Source organism: Pseudomonas sp. ADAK18 (genome assembly GCF_012935695.1).
Taxonomy (GTDB): Bacteria; Pseudomonadota; Gammaproteobacteria; order Pseudomonadales; family Pseudomonadaceae; genus Aquipseudomonas.
Genome location: NZ_CP052859.1, coordinates 5,016,463 through 5,035,159 on the forward strand (window position 1 = coordinate 5,016,463; position 18,697 = coordinate 5,035,159).

The 18,697-nt window shown below is 58.5% G+C and carries 15 protein-coding genes and 1 tRNA gene; 8 read left to right on the forward strand and 8 right to left on the reverse strand.

The annotated features are described in order from the left end of the window. The first annotated feature begins 44 nt into the window (after positions 1-44). Together HKK55_RS22770 and HKK55_RS22775 are read left to right on the forward strand one after the other, a co-directional pair. Positions 45-3,788 (forward strand): EAL domain-containing protein, encoded by a 3,744-nt coding sequence (locus HKK55_RS22770; protein ID WP_169356670.1) that lies wholly within the window; start codon positions 45-47, stop codon positions 3,786-3,788. 15 nt (positions 3,789-3,803) lie between these two features. Beyond that, positions 3,804-3,880, forward strand: a tRNA-Ile gene (locus HKK55_RS22775). Positions 3,881-3,933: 53 nt separating this feature from the next. Here HKK55_RS22775 and HKK55_RS22780 read toward each other — a convergent pair. Further along, positions 3,934-5,100 carry a hypothetical protein gene (locus HKK55_RS22780; protein WP_169356671.1) on the reverse strand — a complete coding sequence of 389 codons (1,167 nt, stop codon included), beginning with the start codon at positions 5,098-5,100 and terminating at the stop codon, positions 3,934-3,936. Beyond that, positions 5,097-5,678: a LemA family protein gene (locus tag HKK55_RS22785; RefSeq protein WP_169356672.1), complete on the reverse strand. Its 582-nt coding sequence runs from the start codon at positions 5,676-5,678 to the stop codon at positions 5,097-5,099. Before HKK55_RS22785 ends, HKK55_RS22780 begins: the two co-directional genes overlap by 4 nt. Before the next feature lie 264 nt (positions 5,679-5,942). On the opposite strand from HKK55_RS22785, the gene HKK55_RS22790 reads away from it, so the two are divergent. Then, positions 5,943-6,410 (forward strand): hypothetical protein, encoded by a 468-nt coding sequence (locus tag HKK55_RS22790; protein WP_169356673.1) that lies wholly within the window; start codon positions 5,943-5,945, stop codon positions 6,408-6,410. A 140-nt stretch (positions 6,411-6,550) separates the two neighbouring features. Here the strand turns inward: HKK55_RS22790 and HKK55_RS22795 are convergent, their stop codons facing one another. From HKK55_RS22795 to HKK55_RS22805, 3 genes are all read right to left on the reverse strand, one after another. Next, on the reverse strand, positions 6,551-8,194 hold the full coding sequence (locus HKK55_RS22795) for an AarF/ABC1/UbiB kinase family protein (RefSeq protein ID WP_169356674.1): 1,644 nt from the start codon (positions 8,192-8,194) through the stop codon (positions 6,551-6,553). A 161-nt stretch (positions 8,195-8,355) separates the two neighbouring features. Continuing rightward, positions 8,356-9,639 carry an amidase gene (locus tag HKK55_RS22800; protein ID WP_169356675.1) on the reverse strand — a complete coding sequence of 428 codons (1,284 nt, stop codon included), beginning with the start codon at positions 9,637-9,639 and terminating at the stop codon, positions 8,356-8,358. A gap of 10 nt (positions 9,640-9,649) precedes the next feature. After that, the gene (locus tag HKK55_RS22805) at positions 9,650-10,075 is read right to left on the reverse strand and encodes a VOC family protein (RefSeq protein WP_169356676.1); all 426 of its coding nucleotides are present in this window, start codon (positions 10,073-10,075) and stop codon (positions 9,650-9,652) included. A 113-nt stretch (positions 10,076-10,188) separates the two neighbouring features. Here HKK55_RS22805 and HKK55_RS22810 point away from each other — a divergent pair, with 113 nt between their 5' ends. Further along, a complete protein-coding gene (locus tag HKK55_RS22810; protein ID WP_169356677.1) occupies positions 10,189-11,061 on the forward strand; it encodes a LysR family transcriptional regulator in 873 nt (290 codons plus the stop codon). Between the two features lie 80 nt (positions 11,062-11,141). Here HKK55_RS22810 and HKK55_RS22815 read toward each other — a convergent pair whose 3' ends face one another. From HKK55_RS22815 to HKK55_RS22825, 3 genes are all read right to left on the reverse strand, one after another. Then, complete coding sequence (locus tag HKK55_RS22815) at positions 11,142-11,543, reverse strand: type II toxin-antitoxin system HicB family antitoxin (RefSeq protein WP_169356678.1); 402 nt, start codon at positions 11,541-11,543, stop codon at positions 11,142-11,144. A gap of 55 nt (positions 11,544-11,598) precedes the next feature. Beyond that, positions 11,599-11,781: a type II toxin-antitoxin system HicA family toxin gene (locus HKK55_RS22820; RefSeq protein ID WP_169356679.1), complete on the reverse strand. Its 183-nt coding sequence runs from the start codon at positions 11,779-11,781 to the stop codon at positions 11,599-11,601. A 238-nt stretch (positions 11,782-12,019) separates the two neighbouring features. Next, positions 12,020-14,380 carry a glucose/quinate/shikimate family membrane-bound PQQ-dependent dehydrogenase gene (locus tag HKK55_RS22825; RefSeq protein WP_169356680.1) on the reverse strand — a complete coding sequence of 787 codons (2,361 nt, stop codon included), beginning with the start codon at positions 14,378-14,380 and terminating at the stop codon, positions 12,020-12,022. Between the two features lie 196 nt (positions 14,381-14,576). Between HKK55_RS22825 and HKK55_RS22830 the strand changes: the two genes are divergently transcribed. From HKK55_RS22830 to HKK55_RS22845, 4 genes are all read left to right on the forward strand, one after another. Further along, positions 14,577-15,488: a sugar ABC transporter substrate-binding protein gene (locus HKK55_RS22830; RefSeq protein ID WP_169356681.1), complete on the forward strand. Its 912-nt coding sequence runs from the start codon at positions 14,577-14,579 to the stop codon at positions 15,486-15,488. Positions 15,489-15,537: 49 nt separating this feature from the next. Further along, positions 15,538-16,020, forward strand: a complete 483-nt coding sequence (locus HKK55_RS22835) for an Lrp/AsnC family transcriptional regulator (RefSeq protein ID WP_169356682.1) — start codon at positions 15,538-15,540, stop codon at positions 16,018-16,020. A 146-nt stretch (positions 16,021-16,166) separates the two neighbouring features. After that, positions 16,167-17,858: an NAD(P)/FAD-dependent oxidoreductase gene (locus HKK55_RS22840; protein ID WP_169356683.1), complete on the forward strand. Its 1,692-nt coding sequence runs from the start codon at positions 16,167-16,169 to the stop codon at positions 17,856-17,858. 11 nt (positions 17,859-17,869) lie between these two features. Then, positions 17,870-18,664: a carbon-nitrogen hydrolase family protein gene (locus tag HKK55_RS22845; protein ID WP_169356684.1), complete on the forward strand. Its 795-nt coding sequence runs from the start codon at positions 17,870-17,872 to the stop codon at positions 18,662-18,664. The last annotated feature ends 33 nt before the right edge of the window (positions 18,665-18,697 follow it).

Here is an 18,697-nt window from a genome sequence, read left to right on the forward strand (position 1 = left end):
CCCGTCTACACTCGAACCATTCCCCGTGCCATAACGAGACCGTTATGCCCAGATTGCCGACCGTGTTTCTGCTGTCGCTGCTGACCTGGACCGCAACGGCTGGCGCGTTGACTCTCACTGATGAAGAGCGTGGCTGGCTGTCGGACCATCAGGAGTTGCGCTTGGGCGTGGACGCCTCATGGCCGCCCTTTGAATACCGTGACGAAAATGGTCGCTACCAAGGCTTGGCCGCCGACTATGTGCGACTGATCCAGGATCGCCTGGGCATCAGGATCAAGCTGATCGAGCCGGTCAACTGGAGTGCCGTGCTGGAGCAGGCCAAACACAACCAGATCGACCTGCTACCCGGCATCATGTCCACACCGGAGCGCCAAAGCTTCCTGTCATTTACCCGCCCCTACCTCGACTTCCCCATTGTCATCCTCGCCCATGAAGGTGGCCCACAACCCCGCACTCTCAAGGACCTGTACGGTTTGAAGATTGCCGTGGTGGAGAACTACGCACCTCACGAATTGCTGCGCACCCACCACCCCGATCTCAACCTGGTGGCCATGCCCAATGTCAGCTCAACGTTGCAGGCCTTGGCCACCGATCAGGTCGACGCAGTCGTCGGTGACCTCGCCTCCAGCGTCTGGAGCCTCAGGCAACTGAAACTCGACGGCCTGTACGTCAGCGGCGAAACACCTTACCGCTACCAGTTGGCGATGGGTGTGCCTCGAGACAACAAAATGCTGGTGGGCATTCTGGATAAAGTCCTGGCTGATATTACCCCAGCCGAAACTGAGACTATCCAGAAACACTGGGTCGGTAATTTCATTGATCACCGCGCCTTCTGGACCGATGTGCTGACGTATGGACTGCCTGCAGTATTGCTGCTGAGCACGGTGCTAGCCATTGTCATTCGGATCAACCGCCGCCTCAGCTCGGAGATTTCCCGGCGAGTTGCCCTGGAACAAGAACTGCGCAGCAGCGAATACCATTACCGCGGTCTGGTAGAAAGTCTCTCCGCCATCGCCTGGGAAGCCAGCGTCAGCGATTTCACCTACAGCTATGTGTCGCCCCACGCAGAGGAACTGCTGGGTTATCCCCGTGCTCACTGGCTGATCCCAGGGTTCTGGCGCAACATCATTCACCCCGCTGACCTGACTCGCGCCGAAACCTTCTGCCACAACGAGACCCGCGCCAATCGCGACCACAGCCTCGACTACCGGGTCATCACCGCCGATGGCCGCTGCCTGTGGGTACGCGATATTGTCAGCCTGATCGAACACGGCCATCAGCCCGTCATGCGCGGCCTGATGATCGACATCAGCGAGGCCAAGCGCACCGAGGAGGCCTTGCGTCTTTCGGAGCAGAAGTTCGCCTCGGTCTTCCAGCAATGCCCGGACATTCTGGTGATCGCCCGACTGTCCGACGGCTGCCTGCTGGAGGTCAATAAGGCATTTGAGGATCAAATCGGTCTCAGTGCTGAAGACGTGGTCGGCAAAACCGCCGCTGAATTGAATATCTGGGGCACCCAGGGTGTAGGACCCAACCTGCTGCAACGGGTGCAGACCACCAGCATCCGCAACCTGGAAATGCCATTCCTGCGCAGCAACGGCCAAGCCTTTACCGGGCTGGTTTCCGCCGAGCCGTTTCAACTCGACACCACCGAAGCCCTGGTGGTTGTGGTACGGGATATCACCCAACTGAAAGAAACCCAGCAGCAACTGCAAACCTCCGAAGAAAAATTCGCCAAGGCCTTCCATGCCTCCCCCGACGGCCTGCTGCTGACCCGGCAACGGGATGGCCTGCTGATTGAAGCCAACGAAGGCTTCAGCCGCATCACGGGTTTCAACAATGTCATGTCGCTGGAACAGTCAACTCTCGACCTCGGCATCTGGGTAGACCTGAACGAGCGCAAGCACATGCTCGAGCTGTTGCAGCGAGATGGTTTTGTCTGCGACTTCGTTTGCCACATCCGTCGCAACGATGGCCAGATACGCCTGTGCGAAGTCTCCAGTCGTCCGCTACCCATCGGCGATGAAGACTGCATGCTAACCATCGCCCGCGACATCACCGAACGCCAATTGATGCAGGAAAAACTGCAACAGGCCGCCACGGTATTCGAGAGCACCGCAGAAGGCGTACTGATCACCGATACCCGGCAAAACATCAGCGCCGTCAACCGAGCCTTCAGCGAAATCACCGGCTACAGCGAAAGCGAAGCCCTCGGCCACACCCCTCGCCTGCTCGCTTCTGGCCTGCATGACAGCGCCTTCTACGCGGCCATGTGGCACCAGCTAACCGCCAATGGACATTGGCAAGGCGAGATCTCCAACCGCCGCAAGAACGGCGAGGTGTATCCCAGTTGGCTGACCATCAGTGCCGTGCGCAACCGCGAGCAAATGATCACCCACTTTGTGGCCGTATTTGCCGACATCTCCAGCCTGAAACACGCCCAGGCGCGCCTAGACTATCAGGCACACCACGACCCGCTGACCGGCCTGCCCAACCGCACCCTATTTGAAAGCCGGTTACAGACCGCCCTCAACAGCCAACATGACACCGGCAACCAGGGCGCCGTGTTGTTTCTTGATCTCGACCGCTTCAAACACATCAATGACAGCCTCGGCCACCCGATCGGCGACCTGCTGCTCAAGAACATTGCCGTTCGCCTCAAAGACCAACTGCGGGATATCGACACCGTGGCTCGCCTGGGAGGCGATGAATTCATCATCCTGCTCCCCGGCCTGCAACACGCCAGCGACGCCGAGCACCTGGCCAATAAGCTGCTGGCCTGTTTTATCCCGCCCTTCCAGGCGGGCGAACACGAGTTTTTTATCAGCGCCAGCATCGGCACCAGCCTCTATCCACAGGATGGTGTCGACGTCGCCACCTTGGTGAAAAATGCCGATGCGGCCATGTACCGCTCAAAGGCCAAGGGCCGCAATCGGGTCGAAAGCTACACCCGGGACCTCACCGCCCAAGCCAACGAACGGCTTGCGCTGGAACACGAACTGCGCCGGGCAATCGAACGCGAAGAAATGTTTCTTTACTACCAACCGAAACTCAGCCTGGACACCCAGCAACTGATCGGTGCCGAAGCACTGATCCGCTGGCGCCACCCCGCTTTCGGCGACGTACCGCCTGAGCACTTCATTGCCCTGGCCGAAGAGAACGGAATGATCCTGCAAATTGGCGATTGGGTACTGGAACAGGCCTGCCAGCAAATGCACGCCTGGAGAAAGACCTATGATGAATTCGGCTCGCTCTCAGTCAACCTCGCCGGCGCGCAATTGCGCCACCCCAACCTGCTGGGCCGCATTGAGCAATTGCTCGACGACAACCATTTGGAGCCGGGCTGCCTGCAACTGGAGATCACTGAAAACTTCATCATGAGCCAGGCCGAAGAAGCCCTGGAAGTGCTGCATCAACTCAAACACCTCGGCGTGCAACTGGCCATCGATGACTTCGGCACGGGCTACTCCTCCCTCAGCTACCTGAAAAGGTTGCCGCTGGACTTCCTGAAAATCGACCAGTCCTTCGTTCGTGGTTTGCCCGACGACGCTCACGACGTAGCAATCGTGCGGGCCATCATCGCGCTGGGCCACAGCATGCAATTCACCATCATCGCCGAAGGCGTGGAAACCCCCGCCCAGCAAGCTTTCCTTGCTGCCGAAGGCTGTGAACAGATGCAGGGCTACATCGTCAGCCTGCCCCTGCCCCCCGATATCTTTGCCGCCACCTTCCTTCACATGACCCTTTCGGATTTTTCGGATAGCACCACGGAGAAACCATCGCTATAATCCGCGACCTACTGAGGGCCTATAGCTCAGTTGGTTAGAGCAGGGGACTCATAATCCCTTGGTCGTAGGTTCGAGTCCTACTGGGCCCACCATCTTGAAAGCCGCGCATTGCGCGGCTTTTTTGTTTCCGGTCGGTCATCACTGATCAAACCTCTTCGTCACCGACATTGGCTTGGCTTCCGCTTTTTGAAAAATGGTTGAAGGCCACGCCGAGTTTTCGTTGCTCAAAGATAGAGAACACCAGGGCGCCTAATAAAATCAGCATCCACACCAAAAACACCTTCATGGTGTCTACCTGAGCGATCACCAGCATCATGGTTATCGCGCCACCAATGAACATGCCGCCCCCCGTCCAGGCGCCCAGAATGCGACCCACCGCGAGGTGAGCGCGCCTGGGCAAGAACAGCCGGATGGCGATCGCGACGACAATCATCGCCAGGAAGAAACCAAACGCCGCCATGAACGGAATCGGAACGCCGCCTTCACTGTACAGCCAAGCCAAAAATCGATAGGCAGGACCCTGTTCCGCCAATTGCTGATAGGTGTGAAGGCCTGGTAGATGCAGTTGGGCAAAGTGCTCAGGTGTCATGGCCATGATGCCGACACCGACCAAGCCCATCACGATGGCGTAGAAACCACTGACTCGCCAAAGCGGCGCCAGCACACGGCGGTTTTCTACATACTGGGTCTCTACCAGAGCGAATACCGCGTTACGTGGTTTGCCCTGGGCTATCACTGCTTTGCCGTCGCGCTCGCAAGCGTCACCAATCAGCATGACCTCCAGGCCCTGGTGGAGGAGGATTTCGCCTTGCCGACGGGAGTTGCTGATCCATCGATGATCGGTAGGCGACTTCTTGCCAAACAGATCAACGCCTTCGGCGATCACGGTGACTTCACCGGTGCCGTCCTGCAGGCGGAAGTCATTGCAGCGAGCCTCGCCAGAGACTTGGCTCCACCGCCAATCTCCGTCATCGTCTCGCGTGCCGTCCTCGACGATCCATACGTAACCGGCGCAAGGCTTGCCGTTGACCGGAGACAGCAGCGGCTTGTCGACAATTACCTTGCCGCGCACCTCTACCAACCCCATGGCCAGCGAGCGTATTTGGCTGGTGGCAAGTCGTTGTTCAGTTCGATAAAAGTTTTGCCCGAAACTGGTCAACAAACCAATCAGGATGCACACGGGGAAAAACAACGCCACCAAGGTCTCAGGGGCGTAAATCATCAGGCAGATAAAGCCTGCGAGAAACACCAGCGCCAAGACCGTTTTCCATCGCGGCTTTTCCGCTACAGCGCCGACCTGAGTCGTTTTCATGCCTGCGGAACCTCAAGCTTCACACCCTCGTAACGGGTTTCTTCGGCGCTGATGGCCAGCATCGGTATGCGTGGGTAGCCGAGCATCCGTGCAAAGAACAAGTCGGGGAAAATCGCGATGGCAATGTTGTAGAGGTTCGCCGACTCATTGAAGAACTCACGACGGTCAGCTATTCGCTCTTCCACTGCCGAGATCGCTTGCTGCAACTCGACCATATTGGGACCGGAAATCAGTGTTGGATAATTCTCCGCGACCGCCATCACTGATTTGAGCGCCGCGCCGAGCTGGTTGGAAGCGTCAACCTTCTCGTTGAGGCTGCTGGCGTTGAGGTAACGGGTACGGGCATCGCTGAGGCGGGTGAACAGCGCATTTTCGTGGTTCATAGCGGTTTGCACCACGCGCATCAGGTCCGGGATCTGATCGGCCCGTTGCTTGAGCAACACATCTATGTTGGCGAAGGCCTTGTCCACATCGTTGCGCCGCATGACCAGGCCGTTGTAGACGCCAACCAGCCAGCCCACCAGGCCAACAACGATAATCAGCACGACGATGCCGGCGATCAGGAGTTCTATGTTCATGTGTGACGGCATCCCTGTCTGGTGATCCACAGGGTCGCATTCTAGGGGGGAAACGAAGTCACGCACTCGGAATTAGTCCACAGAAACAGCAAGACCAGATAGGCGGTCGGCAGACTGCGCTTGCAGCTGGCCAAGATGAGAATGCCATCCCCAATAGCTTGGTCGATATTATCTAGATTAATACTCTCGTACGGCTCAACGCCCATATTTACTTTACTTCGCGTTTTGCGCACTCTACACATTCAATATATTGAGGTTTTTTACATGATAAAATCACAAGATAAAATCAAAAAACCAATGTTTGACGAAAGTAATGGCTTTAACTTTATGGCTGGTTGGCCCCCCATCGCTCGATGGGTAAGTATTGTGCCCGCCGTGCTGGTGGCTTTTTTTGTGTTTCGCCTCGCATTCGGCACACTTGCAATGCTTCTCCAAAAAGTCTTGCCTGATCTAATAAGTTCTTACCTGATTGCTTTTATACCTTTTTTTATTTACTTCGCACTGACCTATGCAGGGGCTGCGGCAGCCCCAATAGCGGGTCGAAAAGCGGTGGCCATTGGGCTGGCATTACTTTTTTCGGTTGGCTTGGTGGCAGTTTCTGTAATTGGCTGGCCTCAGGTTGAAGGCCACGATGCAGTTATACTGACCATCAGTACGCTGTTGTCTTTGCTGGGGTGTGTTACAGCGATAACTTACTTTTCAAAAACACAGAAGCTCGACCCCACGCCTTGAGCAACTGGCCGCCCTTACAAAGTCTATCGATGATCTAAAGGCGCCCGTCAGGGCAGTTATTGCAGGGCGCCTGTCATTTTACACAGCCGAAGCGTTGTTACTTATTTTTCAAAGTAACGTCACCTGTTGTGCAATAAGGTTCAAGAGCTTTTAAACAAGCTCCACAAGAACGCCAGCAGACCACCCAACGTGGCAATCGCCGCCAGCCAACTAAACATCGGCAAACCCATCCAGACCGGCCCCGCCGTAGCGATCTGCGGGCCGAAGGCAATCACCAGTGCACTGATCAGTAATGCCAGGGACAGCCTTGTCGAGGCCAGGCGCAGGGAACGCTCCAGACGTTCCAGCCCCGGCAGGTCCATGCGCACTTCCAGCACGCCGTGCTTGAGCCGGTTGACCAGCAGCCGTGTCAGTTGTGGCAGCTCACCCAGCAAGCCACGCCCCAACTCAAGGCCATCGAGCCCCAGGCGCTTGGCGATCCTCCAGCTCAATTGTTCTTTGAGCATTTTGACGATGGCCGGTTTGGCGGTGGCGATGAGGTCCAGTTGCGGGTCCAGCCGCGTCAGCACACCATCGGCGGTCACCAAGGCTTTGAACAGCACCAGCAGATCGGGCGGTAGCAACAACTGGTATTCGCGCATCAACCCGAGGAAGTCCTCAATCAGTGCACTCATGTTCAGTGCCTTGCCACCGTGGCGCGCCATGTATTCTCGGGCGGCCTGCTCGATGGCGGGCATGTTCTGCACGCCGTCGCCACTCCAGTCGATAAGCACCGTCACCAGCGCATCGCTGTTGTTCTCGGTCATGGCGCGCATAAAGCTCATCACCTCCAGGCGGCGGCGCTCGTCGAGGCGACCGACCATGCCGAAGTCGATAAAGCCGACACGGTTGTCGCTCATGGCCTTGAGATTGCCCGGGTGCGGATCGCCATGGAACAGCCCGTCTTCCAAGAGCATCTTGATAAAGGCGCGGGCACCACGACTGGCCAGCAGGCTCGGGTCCAGCCCTTGTTCGATCAGGACCTGGCGCTCCAGTGGAGTGTGGCTGGGCAGGTATTCCTGGACCAACAGCCGCTCGCTGCTGTGAGCCCAGTAAATACGCGGGATGACGATGTGCGGCTGCTGGGAAAAATTAGCCGCCACGGCGTCACAGTTGCGGCCCTCCTGGGTGAAATCCAACTCTTCCAGCATGGCCCGGGCCAGTTGCCGGACCATCTTGCGCGGCTGGTACTGAGCCAGGGCGCCGGTTTCCTCAATCAGTTGGGCGATACTTTCCAGTAGTTGCAAGTCGGCAGTCATTTTGCGCCGCAAGCCAGGGCGCTGAACCTTGACGATCACGTCCTCGCCACTGAGCAGGCGCGCCCGATAGACCTGGGCCATGGACGCTGCCGCCAGAGGAGTGGTATCGAACTCGGCGAACACCTGATCCAGCTCGGCGCCGAGGTCTTCAAGGACCAGGCCCTGCAATTGCTCCCAGGGCAAGGTTGCCGCGCTGCTGTGCAGGGTTTCCAGTTCGTCGATCCACACTGCCGGCAAGATGTCGCTGCGGCTGGCAAGGATCTGCCCAAGCTTGACGAAGGTCGGTCCCAACGCTTCCAGCGCCCGCCGCACACGCTGCGGGGTACCCTCGTCAGTTGGCTGGCCGGCGACAGGCTCGGCCTCCCCCACCAACCGTCCGAGGCCCAGGCGAAACAGCACATCCTGGGCGCCGAAGCTGGCGAGGATAGTCACAATCTGCCGGACCCGTTGATGGTGCTTGAGCGCAGTCCAGGTCGATTCGAGCATGAGGGCGGCTCCTTGGGTTTTGCCTGTTACTTGCGGTACTGAAATGTGTCACGGTCATGCGATGGGCCATCAGGGCCCGGCAAGCGTGCCTCGAGAATAGTCTGCACGGGATCAATTCGACCGGGCGCGGTGCTTATGACCCGTGGCATACGCTGGTTGTTCTACGCGCCGCGTTTTTTGCTGCTTCCTGGCTCTCGATGCAGGCCCTGGCTGATAGCTTGTGCAGCCCTCAATAACTGCGCGTCATCCCTGAACGTCCCAACCAGCTGTAATCCCACAGACAACGCTCCTTCCTCTGGCCACAACGGGATATTCACCTGCGGCCAACCAAACGCGCCCCAGAATTTGATGAAATCCGAGGGTCCGGTTGATGCCAACCCTGTCGGCGCGAGCATGCCGCAACTGACGCTCAACATCCCATCAAACGGCCGGCAGATTTGCGTCAGCAACGGCGCCAGTTTCATCAGGCGGGCCTTAGACGCAGATTCCTGCTCCCACGTCGTACCCTTCGCGCGCTCGAACATTGCCAAAGTCGAATCACTGAGCAGTTCGGGGTGAGCCTGGAACTCTTTGGCCAAGGACCGGGCGCCCTCGCAGTCGTTGATCAATTGGTGGTCGTCGAACACACCGGCGAAAGCTTCCGGGAATATCACCTCGCTGATTTGATGCCCCTTGGACGCTAACAGGGTGATCGCCTGTTCAACGGATTTTGCCACCACGGGATCGACATCCTGCCAGCGAGTGGTTCGGTAGAACCCAAGGCTTAATGGGCGCGCCAAAGGTTCTACTGCAGGGAAACCAGGGATCAACACCCGGGCCAGTCGTTCCAGGTCACGCACCGAGCGGCCATACCAACCCACGGTGTCGAAACTCGGTGCCAAAGATTTCACGCCCTCCAGGGATACCAGCCCCAACGATGGTTTGAAGGCATACAGCCCGCAGTAGGCGGCAGGTTTTAAGAGTGAACCCGCCGTCTGGGTACCCAGCGCCAACGGGAAGAACCCGACCGCCATGCCTGCCGCCGAGCCCGCGCTGGAACTACCGGGGGTGCGGGACAGGTCGTGCGGGTTGCGGGTCGGCCCGGTGTGCATATAGGCAAATTCCGTGGTGTGGGTCTTACCCATGATCACCGCCCCGGCCTGCCGCAGCAGCGCCACCACGTGAGCATCACGGGACGGGCGATTGCCCTGGTAAATCGGCGAATAGAATTCGGTGGGATGGTCGACTGTATCGAAGATGTCCTTGATGCCTACGGGCACCCCCGCCAACGGCCCCTCAGCGCCTTGGGTTTGCTGGCGTACGGCTTGAGGATCAAAGGATGCAAACGCCTGAATAGCCGGCTCATGGCGTTCAATCAGCCCAAGAAAATGCTCCGCGACCGCCGCCGCTGTCGTGGTTCCAGAGCGCACCGCCTCGGCAATGGCTGTTGCGTCGAGGTGGTTCATGATCGCCTCCTCACTTGGCAAACAACTGCCCAATATCCTTGAATGCCTTGAATTCCAAGGCATTACCACAGGGGTCAAACAGAAACAGGGTCGCTTGCTCACCCACCTGTCCCTTGAAACGGATATGCGGTTCCAGCACAAACCGCGTGCCACGCGCTTGCAGGCGCTCCGCCAGGGCGTGCCAATCGTCCCAGCCCAGCACCACGCCAAAGTGCGGGACCGGCACGTCATGACCATCTACCGCGTTGGTGTGGGCAGCTTCCTGAGAAGCAGTTTTCGGGTGTTCATGGATCACCAACTGGTGGCCGAAGAAGTTGAAGTCGACCCAATGTTCGCTGGAACGCCCCTCCTCCAGGCCGAAGAGGTCACCGTAGAACAGCCGTGCTGCGGCCAAATCAAATACCGGGATTGCCAAGTGGAAGGGTGCAAGGGGCATCAGGTCAAACCTCTGTGGGTATTAAGTCTGTCCGAGTCTAGCCTTGCCTTTTACGATGAAAAGACGATAGTTTTTGTACCGAGCTCAAATTATTTTGATCAATCGAGACGCCGATGCTGCGAGAACTGAAAACCTTCATCGCCGTCACCCGCCATGGCACGTTTGCGGCGGCAGGGATGCATATCGGTCTGACGCAATCGGCGGTCAGTGCCCAGATCCGTCAGTTGGAACACGTACTCGGCGTGCAGCTGTTCGACCGCACCGGGCGCCAGGCCATTCTCAACGCAGCGGGTATACGGGCGTTGCCACTGGCACGGGAGATCCTGGAGACCTTCAGTCGCATGGCGGTGCCGGTGGACGCCAACGAGTATCGAGGTGAGTTGAAAGTTGGCGCCATCACGACCGTCCAGACCGGCCTGTTGCCTCAGGCTCTGGTGCGTCTGCGCCAAATGGCTCCTGCGGTGGAATGCAAACTGGTGCCGGGCGTGTCCCTGGAGTTACTCAGCCAGGTGGACGCTGGCGAACTGGACCAGGCAATCATCATTCGCCCGCCCTTTGATCTGCCCAAGGAGCTGCACGTTCAGGTATTGCGCAAGGAACCGTTTGTACTGATCGTGCCCAATGCCGTCGAGGGTGATGATCCGCTGCAACTGCTCAATGCCCATCCCCACGTGCGCTACGACCGGGCTTCATTTGGCGGACGGCTGGTCAGCCAATTCCTGCGCGAACAAAAGCTGGAAGTGCCGGTAGCGCTTGAACTGGATGAACTGGAAGCCATTGTGAAGATGGTCGAATGCGGCCTGGGTATCTCGCTGATTCCCCATGCAGGCCTGTGGCTGGAGCGAGCAGCAAAGATCCGTGTCATCCCGCTGGACGAGCTGACTTTTCACCGGGAAATCATCCTGCTGAGTCGGTACAGTCAACGCAATCTGCCAGTACCGCAACTATTTGCCCAATGCTTGATGGCTGGTGCCGACGAAGCCTGAGCCACAAAAAAGCCGCACATCTGTGCGGCTTTTTTTGCTGATTGCCTGGAGTAGCGGATCCTTCTCCTAAACGAGAGGCTTCATACCGCTAACTCACGCAATGCAGCTGTCGCCAGAAATCCTGAACGTGAAGCGTAGCGGTGATCCTTTTGTACTCGCTCGTCAATGCGACTCAGCAGGTGCTCCGGCAACGAGGCGTTGAATCTAACCGACTTCCCCAAATACGGAGTCAGGTCAAAATCGATCACAGCCCACACACCGCCGGTGAAGTCCGGGTTCTCCAAGTGGGCATCAACTTCTTGCGCCTGCGGCAGCGCCTCCTCGTCGGCCACCAAACCCTCCAAGTGCAATGCCAACGCCTCGCGAACGTTATCCAGCGCTTCGGAAAACGAGGTGCCAGCAGAGAAGCAACCCGGCACGTCAGGTACTGTCACGCTGTAATCTGAGTCAGCGTCTTTATGTACAACCACGGGAAATTTCATTTTTCCTCCAGCGAAGGCCCCCCTGAGGCGCCTTCGAAAACATCTGCTCTGGCCATCATTTCAGACCAGCGGATTTCAAAATACTGTGCAACGTGCCTTTTGCTATTTCTGATTTCGGGTGCGGAACGGTTACCCGGCCTGGCTTGGTTGAATGCTTGAATTGATGGTGACCACCCTTGACCGCCACTTCAAACCATCCATCCACCAGTAATAAATCAATCACCTCTCTACTTCGCATCCCAACCCTCCCTCAGTGTGTATATTACACACCACAGTTCCGCTCGCAATTTTTATACACATCACACAGACAAAAGCCTGCTCAGTTTCTGAACAGGCTCGCAAGAAAACATCATGGCAACACACCGGTCATTTCCGCCAACAGAGTCATATGAGCTTTTGTGTAGTGAGGCTAGGACTCCATCGCCAATAACAAAAAAAGCCGCACATCTGTGCGGCTTTCTCATGCCCATCAATCTCTATTTTTTGGGCAACGCATAAGCAATCACATAATCCCCACGATCCAGCGACTGCCGCGCGCCGCCTGCCGTGAGCACAATGTATTGCGTGCCGGTTTTCGGCGAGACGTACGTCATCGGGCCAGACTGGCTACCCACCGGTAAACGGGACTTCCAGATTTCGTTGCCATTGCCAGTGTCGAAAGCGCGCAGGTAGAAGTCCTGGGTGCCGGCAAAAAATAGCAGGCCCGACTGTGTAGCCAGGGACGCGCCGAGGGTTGGCATACCGATAGGAATCGGCATGTGCATGCGGATGCCCAGAGGCCCGGTGTCTTCAACGGTACCCACCGGTACTTGCCAGACCAGCTTGTGGGTTTTCAGGTCGATGGCCGACATCGTGCCGAACGGTGGCTTCTGGCACGGAATGCCGGCGGCCGAGAGGAAGCGCTCGCGCATGGCACCGAACGGGGTGCCGGCTTGCGGCACCACGCCCATTTCGATGCCACTGGCGCCCGCCGCGATTTTGTCCCGCGGGATCATGTAGTTGGCCAGGCCCAGGCGCATGTCGTTGACGAACATGTAGTGGGTGTTCGGGTCCACCGACACACTGCCCCAGTTCATCCCACCCAGGGAGCCAGGAAATTGCAGCGCGCGGTCCAGGCCCGGCGGGGTGTACACACCTTGATGGCGCATGCCTTTGAACTGGATACGGCACATCAACTGGTCAAACGGCGTGGCGCCCCACATGTCGGACTCGGTCAGTTGTTGATTGCCGATCGAAGGCATATCCACCGAGAACGGTTGAGTCGGCGAGTAGCGTTCGCCGGGCACATTGCCTTGAGGCACTGGGCGCTCTTCGACCCGGGCGATGGGCACACCGGTTTCGCGGTTGAGCAGGAAGATTTCACCTTGTTTGGTGACTTGGGCCAACGCCGGTTGCACCCCACCCTTACCGTCCGGAATGTCATAGAGCAGCGGTTGTGCTGGCAGGTCGAAGTCCCAGAGGTCATGGTGAGTGGTCTGGAAATGCCAACGTACCTGTCCGGTCTTCACATCGATGGCGACGATGGACGAACTCCACTTGTCATCAAGGGCCGTGCGCTCGCCGGCGAAGAAGTCCGGCGTGGCGTTACCGGTCGGCATGTAGACCAAGCCCAGCTTGGCATCATAGGACATGGCCGACCAGACGTTGGGGGTGCCACGGGTGTAGGTTTCACCCGGTGGCGGCCGCTTGGTGGTGTTCGGGTTGCCCGGATCCCAGGCCCAGACCAACTCACCACTGTGTACATCAAAGGCCCGCACCACACCTGGCGGCTCGCCGGTGGAGAAGTTGTCTGCCACACGGCCGCCAACAATCACCACATTGCCCGCCACAAGCGGCGTTGAGGTCTGTTGGTAATAACCGGATTTGACTTCACCCATGTCGGTTTTCAGGTCCACCGTACCGTGATCGCCAAAGTCGTCACACGGCGCGCCGGTTTCGGCGTCGAGTGCAATCAGGCGGGCATCACCGGTGGGAAGAAACAGGCGTTTCGCACACGCAGCAGGAGCTGCGGGCTGGGCGCTGCGGCTGTTGTCGAAATAACCCAGCCCCCGGCAACGCTGCCAGTTCGGTCCACTGCCTTGAGGATCGAACTTCCAGCGCTGGACGCCGGTGTCTGCGTCCAGGGAAAAGACTTTGCCGTAGGCGGTGCAGACGTAAACATTGTCGCCAATCTGCAATGGGGTGTTCTGGTCTTCGGCGCCGGAGCCGTTGCTCTCGGGAATGTCGCCGGTATGGAAAGTCCAGGCCACCTGGAGCTTGTCGATATTGCCTTTGTTGATCTGGTCCAGCGCGGCAAAACGATTGCCGGCGGTGGTATTGCCCCAGTGGGCCCAGTCCTTTTGCTCAGCACCCGGCGCAACCGGTGTGACGGCAGGCTCACTGCTGGCCTTGACCACATGGGTCGGCACAAACATATACGCCAACGTCGCGACCACTCCAACGCCTAGCAAACCGGCCAGGCCATAGGCTCCTCGCCCTGGAATTACACCCGAGGCACGGGCCAGCTGTGGATAAATCAGCGCAACCACCAGGCCGATAACTGCAAAGGTCAGCACTCTAGACACCAACGGCCAGTATTCCATTCCGGCGTCCCAAACCGCCCAAATGGCCGTCAAGATCAGCGCTACACCGTATAGCCACGCCCCCGCAGGTTTGCATTTGGCGATCAGCACACCAGAAACAAACATGGCCAGGCCCATCAACACAAAATACCCACTGCCACCCAACACGACCAGATAACCGCCACCGGCCACCAGGCCCAAGCCGATCAAAGCAATCAACAAGCCCAAGCCAACCAGCAACCATCTGCTGCCGGCGGCAGCCCCAGAGTTATTCATCGAGCACACGTCCTTCCTGTAGTCACATCGAGAAATAATGTACCAAACAGTTACTTTTAACAATCTGACACAGATAAAGCTGTGCGATCAGCGGCGAAAATAAATTCCAGTACTTGCTTGAATTGGAATTTTGTTTCCAATAGTGTTCATTTTAGAAACTCCCTTGCACTCACAACAATAAAAAGGAACCTCGCTGATGAAGCGTCTATTCGGCTGCCTTTGCGCCCTGCTGCTGTCTACTGTCGCCCACGCCGAGTTGCGCATTGGGGTCAGCGTCGGACAGTTCGATAACTACGTTTCCTATCTGGTGCAGGCCATGCAGGACCGGGCCAAGGCCTCGCCTGACGGTGTGAAGTTGCAGGTGGAGGATTCCGCCAGCGACGTGGTGCGTCAGTTGAATCAGGTGGAAAGTTTTATCAGCCAGAAAGTCGACGCGATTATCGTCAACCCGGCTGACACCGCCGCCACCCGCAAAATCAGTGAGAAGGCCAGCGCTGCCGGCATCCCGCTGGTGTACATGAACAGCCGGCCGGAAGTGGATACGTTCCCGCCGGGTGTGGTCTTCGTCGGCACCGACGAGCGCGCCATCGGCCGGATGCAGATGGAATACCTGGCCGAGAAGATGGGTGGCAAGGGCAACCTGGCAATCATTCTCGGCCGCCTAGCTCACAGCGATACCGGCAAGCGCACCAGTGGGGTCAAGGACGTGCTGGCCAAGTATCCGGACATCAAAGTCGTCGAGGAACAATCCGGTGACTGGCAACGGGAAAAGGGCATGGACCTGATGAACGACTGGCTGACCAAGGGCAAAACCATCAATGCCGTGGCCTCCAACAATGACGAAATGGGCATCGGGGCCGCCATGGCCCTGCGCCAGACAGGGCATCAGGAAATCCTGGTAGGCGGTATCGATGGCACGCCGGACGGTTTGCAGGCACTGAAAAAGGGCCAACTGGCGGTCAGCGTGTTCCGCGACCCGGTGGCCATCGGCGCCGGCTCGGTGGACGCCGCGCTGATGCTGATCAAACATGCCGCCCTGCAAGGTGACATCTGGGTTCCGACACAACTGGTCACGCCAGACAACTACCAGCAGTTCCTGCGCAAATAGACCGCCGCGAGCATCGATGAGGACGAGCCTGTAACATGCTCGCCCATTGATGCCCGTGCCGGAGAACACCTTGCCCGCCCACCGCCCTCCCGTCCTCGATGAAATCGATCGCCAGTTGATCGCCGCCTTGCAGATCAACGCCCGCGAGAGCGTGGCCATGCTTGCCCGGCAACTGGGGATCGCCCGCACCACGGTCACTTCGCGGCTGGCGCGCCTGGAAAAGACCCAAGTGATCACCGGCTATGGCGTGCGCCTGGGCCAGCGTGTGGTGGATGGCGGCTTGCAGGCCTATGTCGGGATCACCGTGCAAGCGCGGTCCGGCAAGGAAGTGTTGCGGCGGCTTAGCGCCATGGCCCAGGTCCAGCAACTCTGTGCGGTCAGCGGCGAGTTTGATTACGTGGCCTGGCTGCGCACCGATTCGCCGGAACAGCTTGATCAACTGCTGGACCAGATCGGCAGCGTCGACGGCGTGGAAAAAACCACCACCTCGATCATCCTCAGTAACAAATTGGACCGCGGACAACCAATCTGACCAGCAACCTCGTCACTCCGACTAAAAACAACTCAATACGACGACACTTTGCGCCTTATTAACGAACGCTACGCTCCCTAGAATGGCTGCCATCTTTTCCTATACTCAGCGAGTCGTGCCCCGCCGAGTTGCCAGCAAGGTCAGCCATGAACATTACCCACAAAAAAAATCGCCACCCTGCAGACGGTAAAAAACCTATCACCATCTTTGGCCCGGATTTTCCGTTCGCCTTCGATGACTGGATCGAACATCCCGCCGGCCTGGGCAGTATCCCTGCCGTCAACCACGGTGCTGAAGTGGCGATCGTGGGCGCCGGGATTGCCGGGCTTGTCGCCGCTTATGAGCTGATGAAGCTGGGACTGAAACCGGTGGTGTACGAAGCCTCGAAAATGGGCGGGCGCCTGCGCTCCCAGGCCTTCGAAGGCGCCGAAGGCATCATCGCGGAACTGGGCGGCATGCGCTTTCCGGTGTCCTCCACGGCCTTCTACCACTATGTAGACAAGCTCGGCCTGGAGACCAAACCCTTCCCCAACCCGCTGACGCCAGCGTCCGGCAGCACGGTCATCGACCTGGAAGGCCAGACCCATTACGCACAGAAACTTGCCGACCTGCCTGCACTGTTCCAGGAAGTAGCCGACGCCTGGGCCGACGCCCTTGAAGCCGGCTCGCAGTTCGCCGATATCCAGCAAGCGATCCGCGACCGTGATGTGCCACGCCTGAAAGAACTGTGGAATACCCTCGTGCCGCTGTGGGATGACCGCACCTTCTATGACTTCGTCGCCACCTCCAAGGCCTTCGCCAAGCTGTCATTCCATCACCGCGAAGTGTTCGGCCAGGTCGGTTTCGGCACCGGCGGCTGGGACTCGGACTTCCCCAACTCGATGTTGGAAATCTTCCGCGTGGTGATGACCAACTGCGATGATCACCAACATCTGGTGGTGGGCGGTGTTGCACAAGTACCCCTGGGCATCTGGCGCCATGTGCCGGAGCGTTGCGCGCACTGGCCGCAAGGTACCAGCCTCAGCTCCCTGCACAACGGCGCGCCACGCACCGGGGTTAAACGCATCGCCCACGCTGCAGGCGGCCGCTTCGCCGTTACCGATAACTGGGGCGATACCCGCGAATATGCGGCCGTACTGACTACCTGCCAGAGCTGGTTGCTGACCACCCAGATCGAATGCGATGAAACCCTGTTCTCGCAAAAGATGTGGATGGCCCTGGACCGCACCCGCTACATGCAATCGTCGAAAACCTTCGTCATGGTCGACCGGCCATTCTGGAAAGACAAAGACCCGCAAACCGGCCGCGACCTGATGAGCATGACCCTCACCGACCGCCTGACTCGCGGCACTTACTTATTCGACAACGGTGACGACAAACCTGGGGTGATTTGCCTCTCCTACTCCTGGATGAGCGACGCCCTGAAGATGCTGCCGCAGCCCATCGAAAAACGGGTGAAGCTGGCCCTCGACGCGCTGAAGAAGATCTACCCGAAAGTCGATATCTCCGCGCGGATCATCGGCGACCCGATCACTGTTTCCTGGGAAGCCGATCCGCATTTCCTCGGGGCCTTCAAAGGTGCGTTACCAGGACACTATCGCTATAACCAACGGATGTACGCGCACTTCATGCAGAAGGACATGCCCGCCGAGCAGCGTGGGATCTTCATCGCCGGTGACGACGTTTCGTGGACCCCGGCGTGGGTCGAAGGCGCAGTACAAACCTCGCTGAACGCGGTGTGGGGCATCATGACCCACTTCGGCGGCAGCACTCATCCAGAGAACCCGGGGCCGGGTGATGTGTTCGATGAAATCGGCCCGATTGCCCTGGCCGAATAAGGAGTTACACCATGCGTGTCGCCCTGTACCAATGCCCGCCGCTGCCGCTGGATGTGGCCGGTAATCTCAAGCGCCTGCACCAACTGGCGCAAGAGGCGTCCGGCGCTGATGTGCTGGTGCTGCCGGAGATGTTCCTCACCGGTTACAACATCGGTGCCGAAGCCGTTGGCGCGCTAGCCGAAGCGCAGGATGGGCCATCGGCGCAAGCCATCGCCGAACTGGCACACAGCGCGAAGCTGGCAATTCTGTACGGCTACCCGGAGAGGGCCGAAGACGGGCAGATCTACAACGCTGTGCAACTGATCGACGCCAACGGCCAGCGCCTGTGCAACTACCGCAAGACGCACCTGTTTGGCGACCTTGATCATTCGATGTTCAGTGCCGGGGCGGATGATTTCCCGCTGGTGGAACTGAACGGCTGGAAGTTGGGTTTTCTGATCTGCTACGACCTGGAGTTCCCGGAAAACACCCGCCGCCTGGCCCTGGCCGGTGCCGAACTGATCCTGGTGCCCACTGCCAATATGGTGCCGTTCGACTTTGTCGCCGACGTCACCGTGCGGGCCCGGGCGTTTGAAAACCAGTGCTACGTCGCCTACGCCAATTACTGCGGGCACGAGGGTGAGATTCAGTACTGCGGGCAAAGCAGCATTGCCGCACCGGATGGCCAGCGGATCGCCCAGGCCGGCCTCGATGAAGCCTTGATCGTCGGCACCCTGGATCGGCAGACGATGATCAACGCCCGAGCCGCCAATCACTACCTGCAAGACCGTCGCCCCGAGCTTTACAAAGCGCTGCACAAGCCCTGACGGGCCGGGTTTGCGCTAGCATAGGCACTTCCT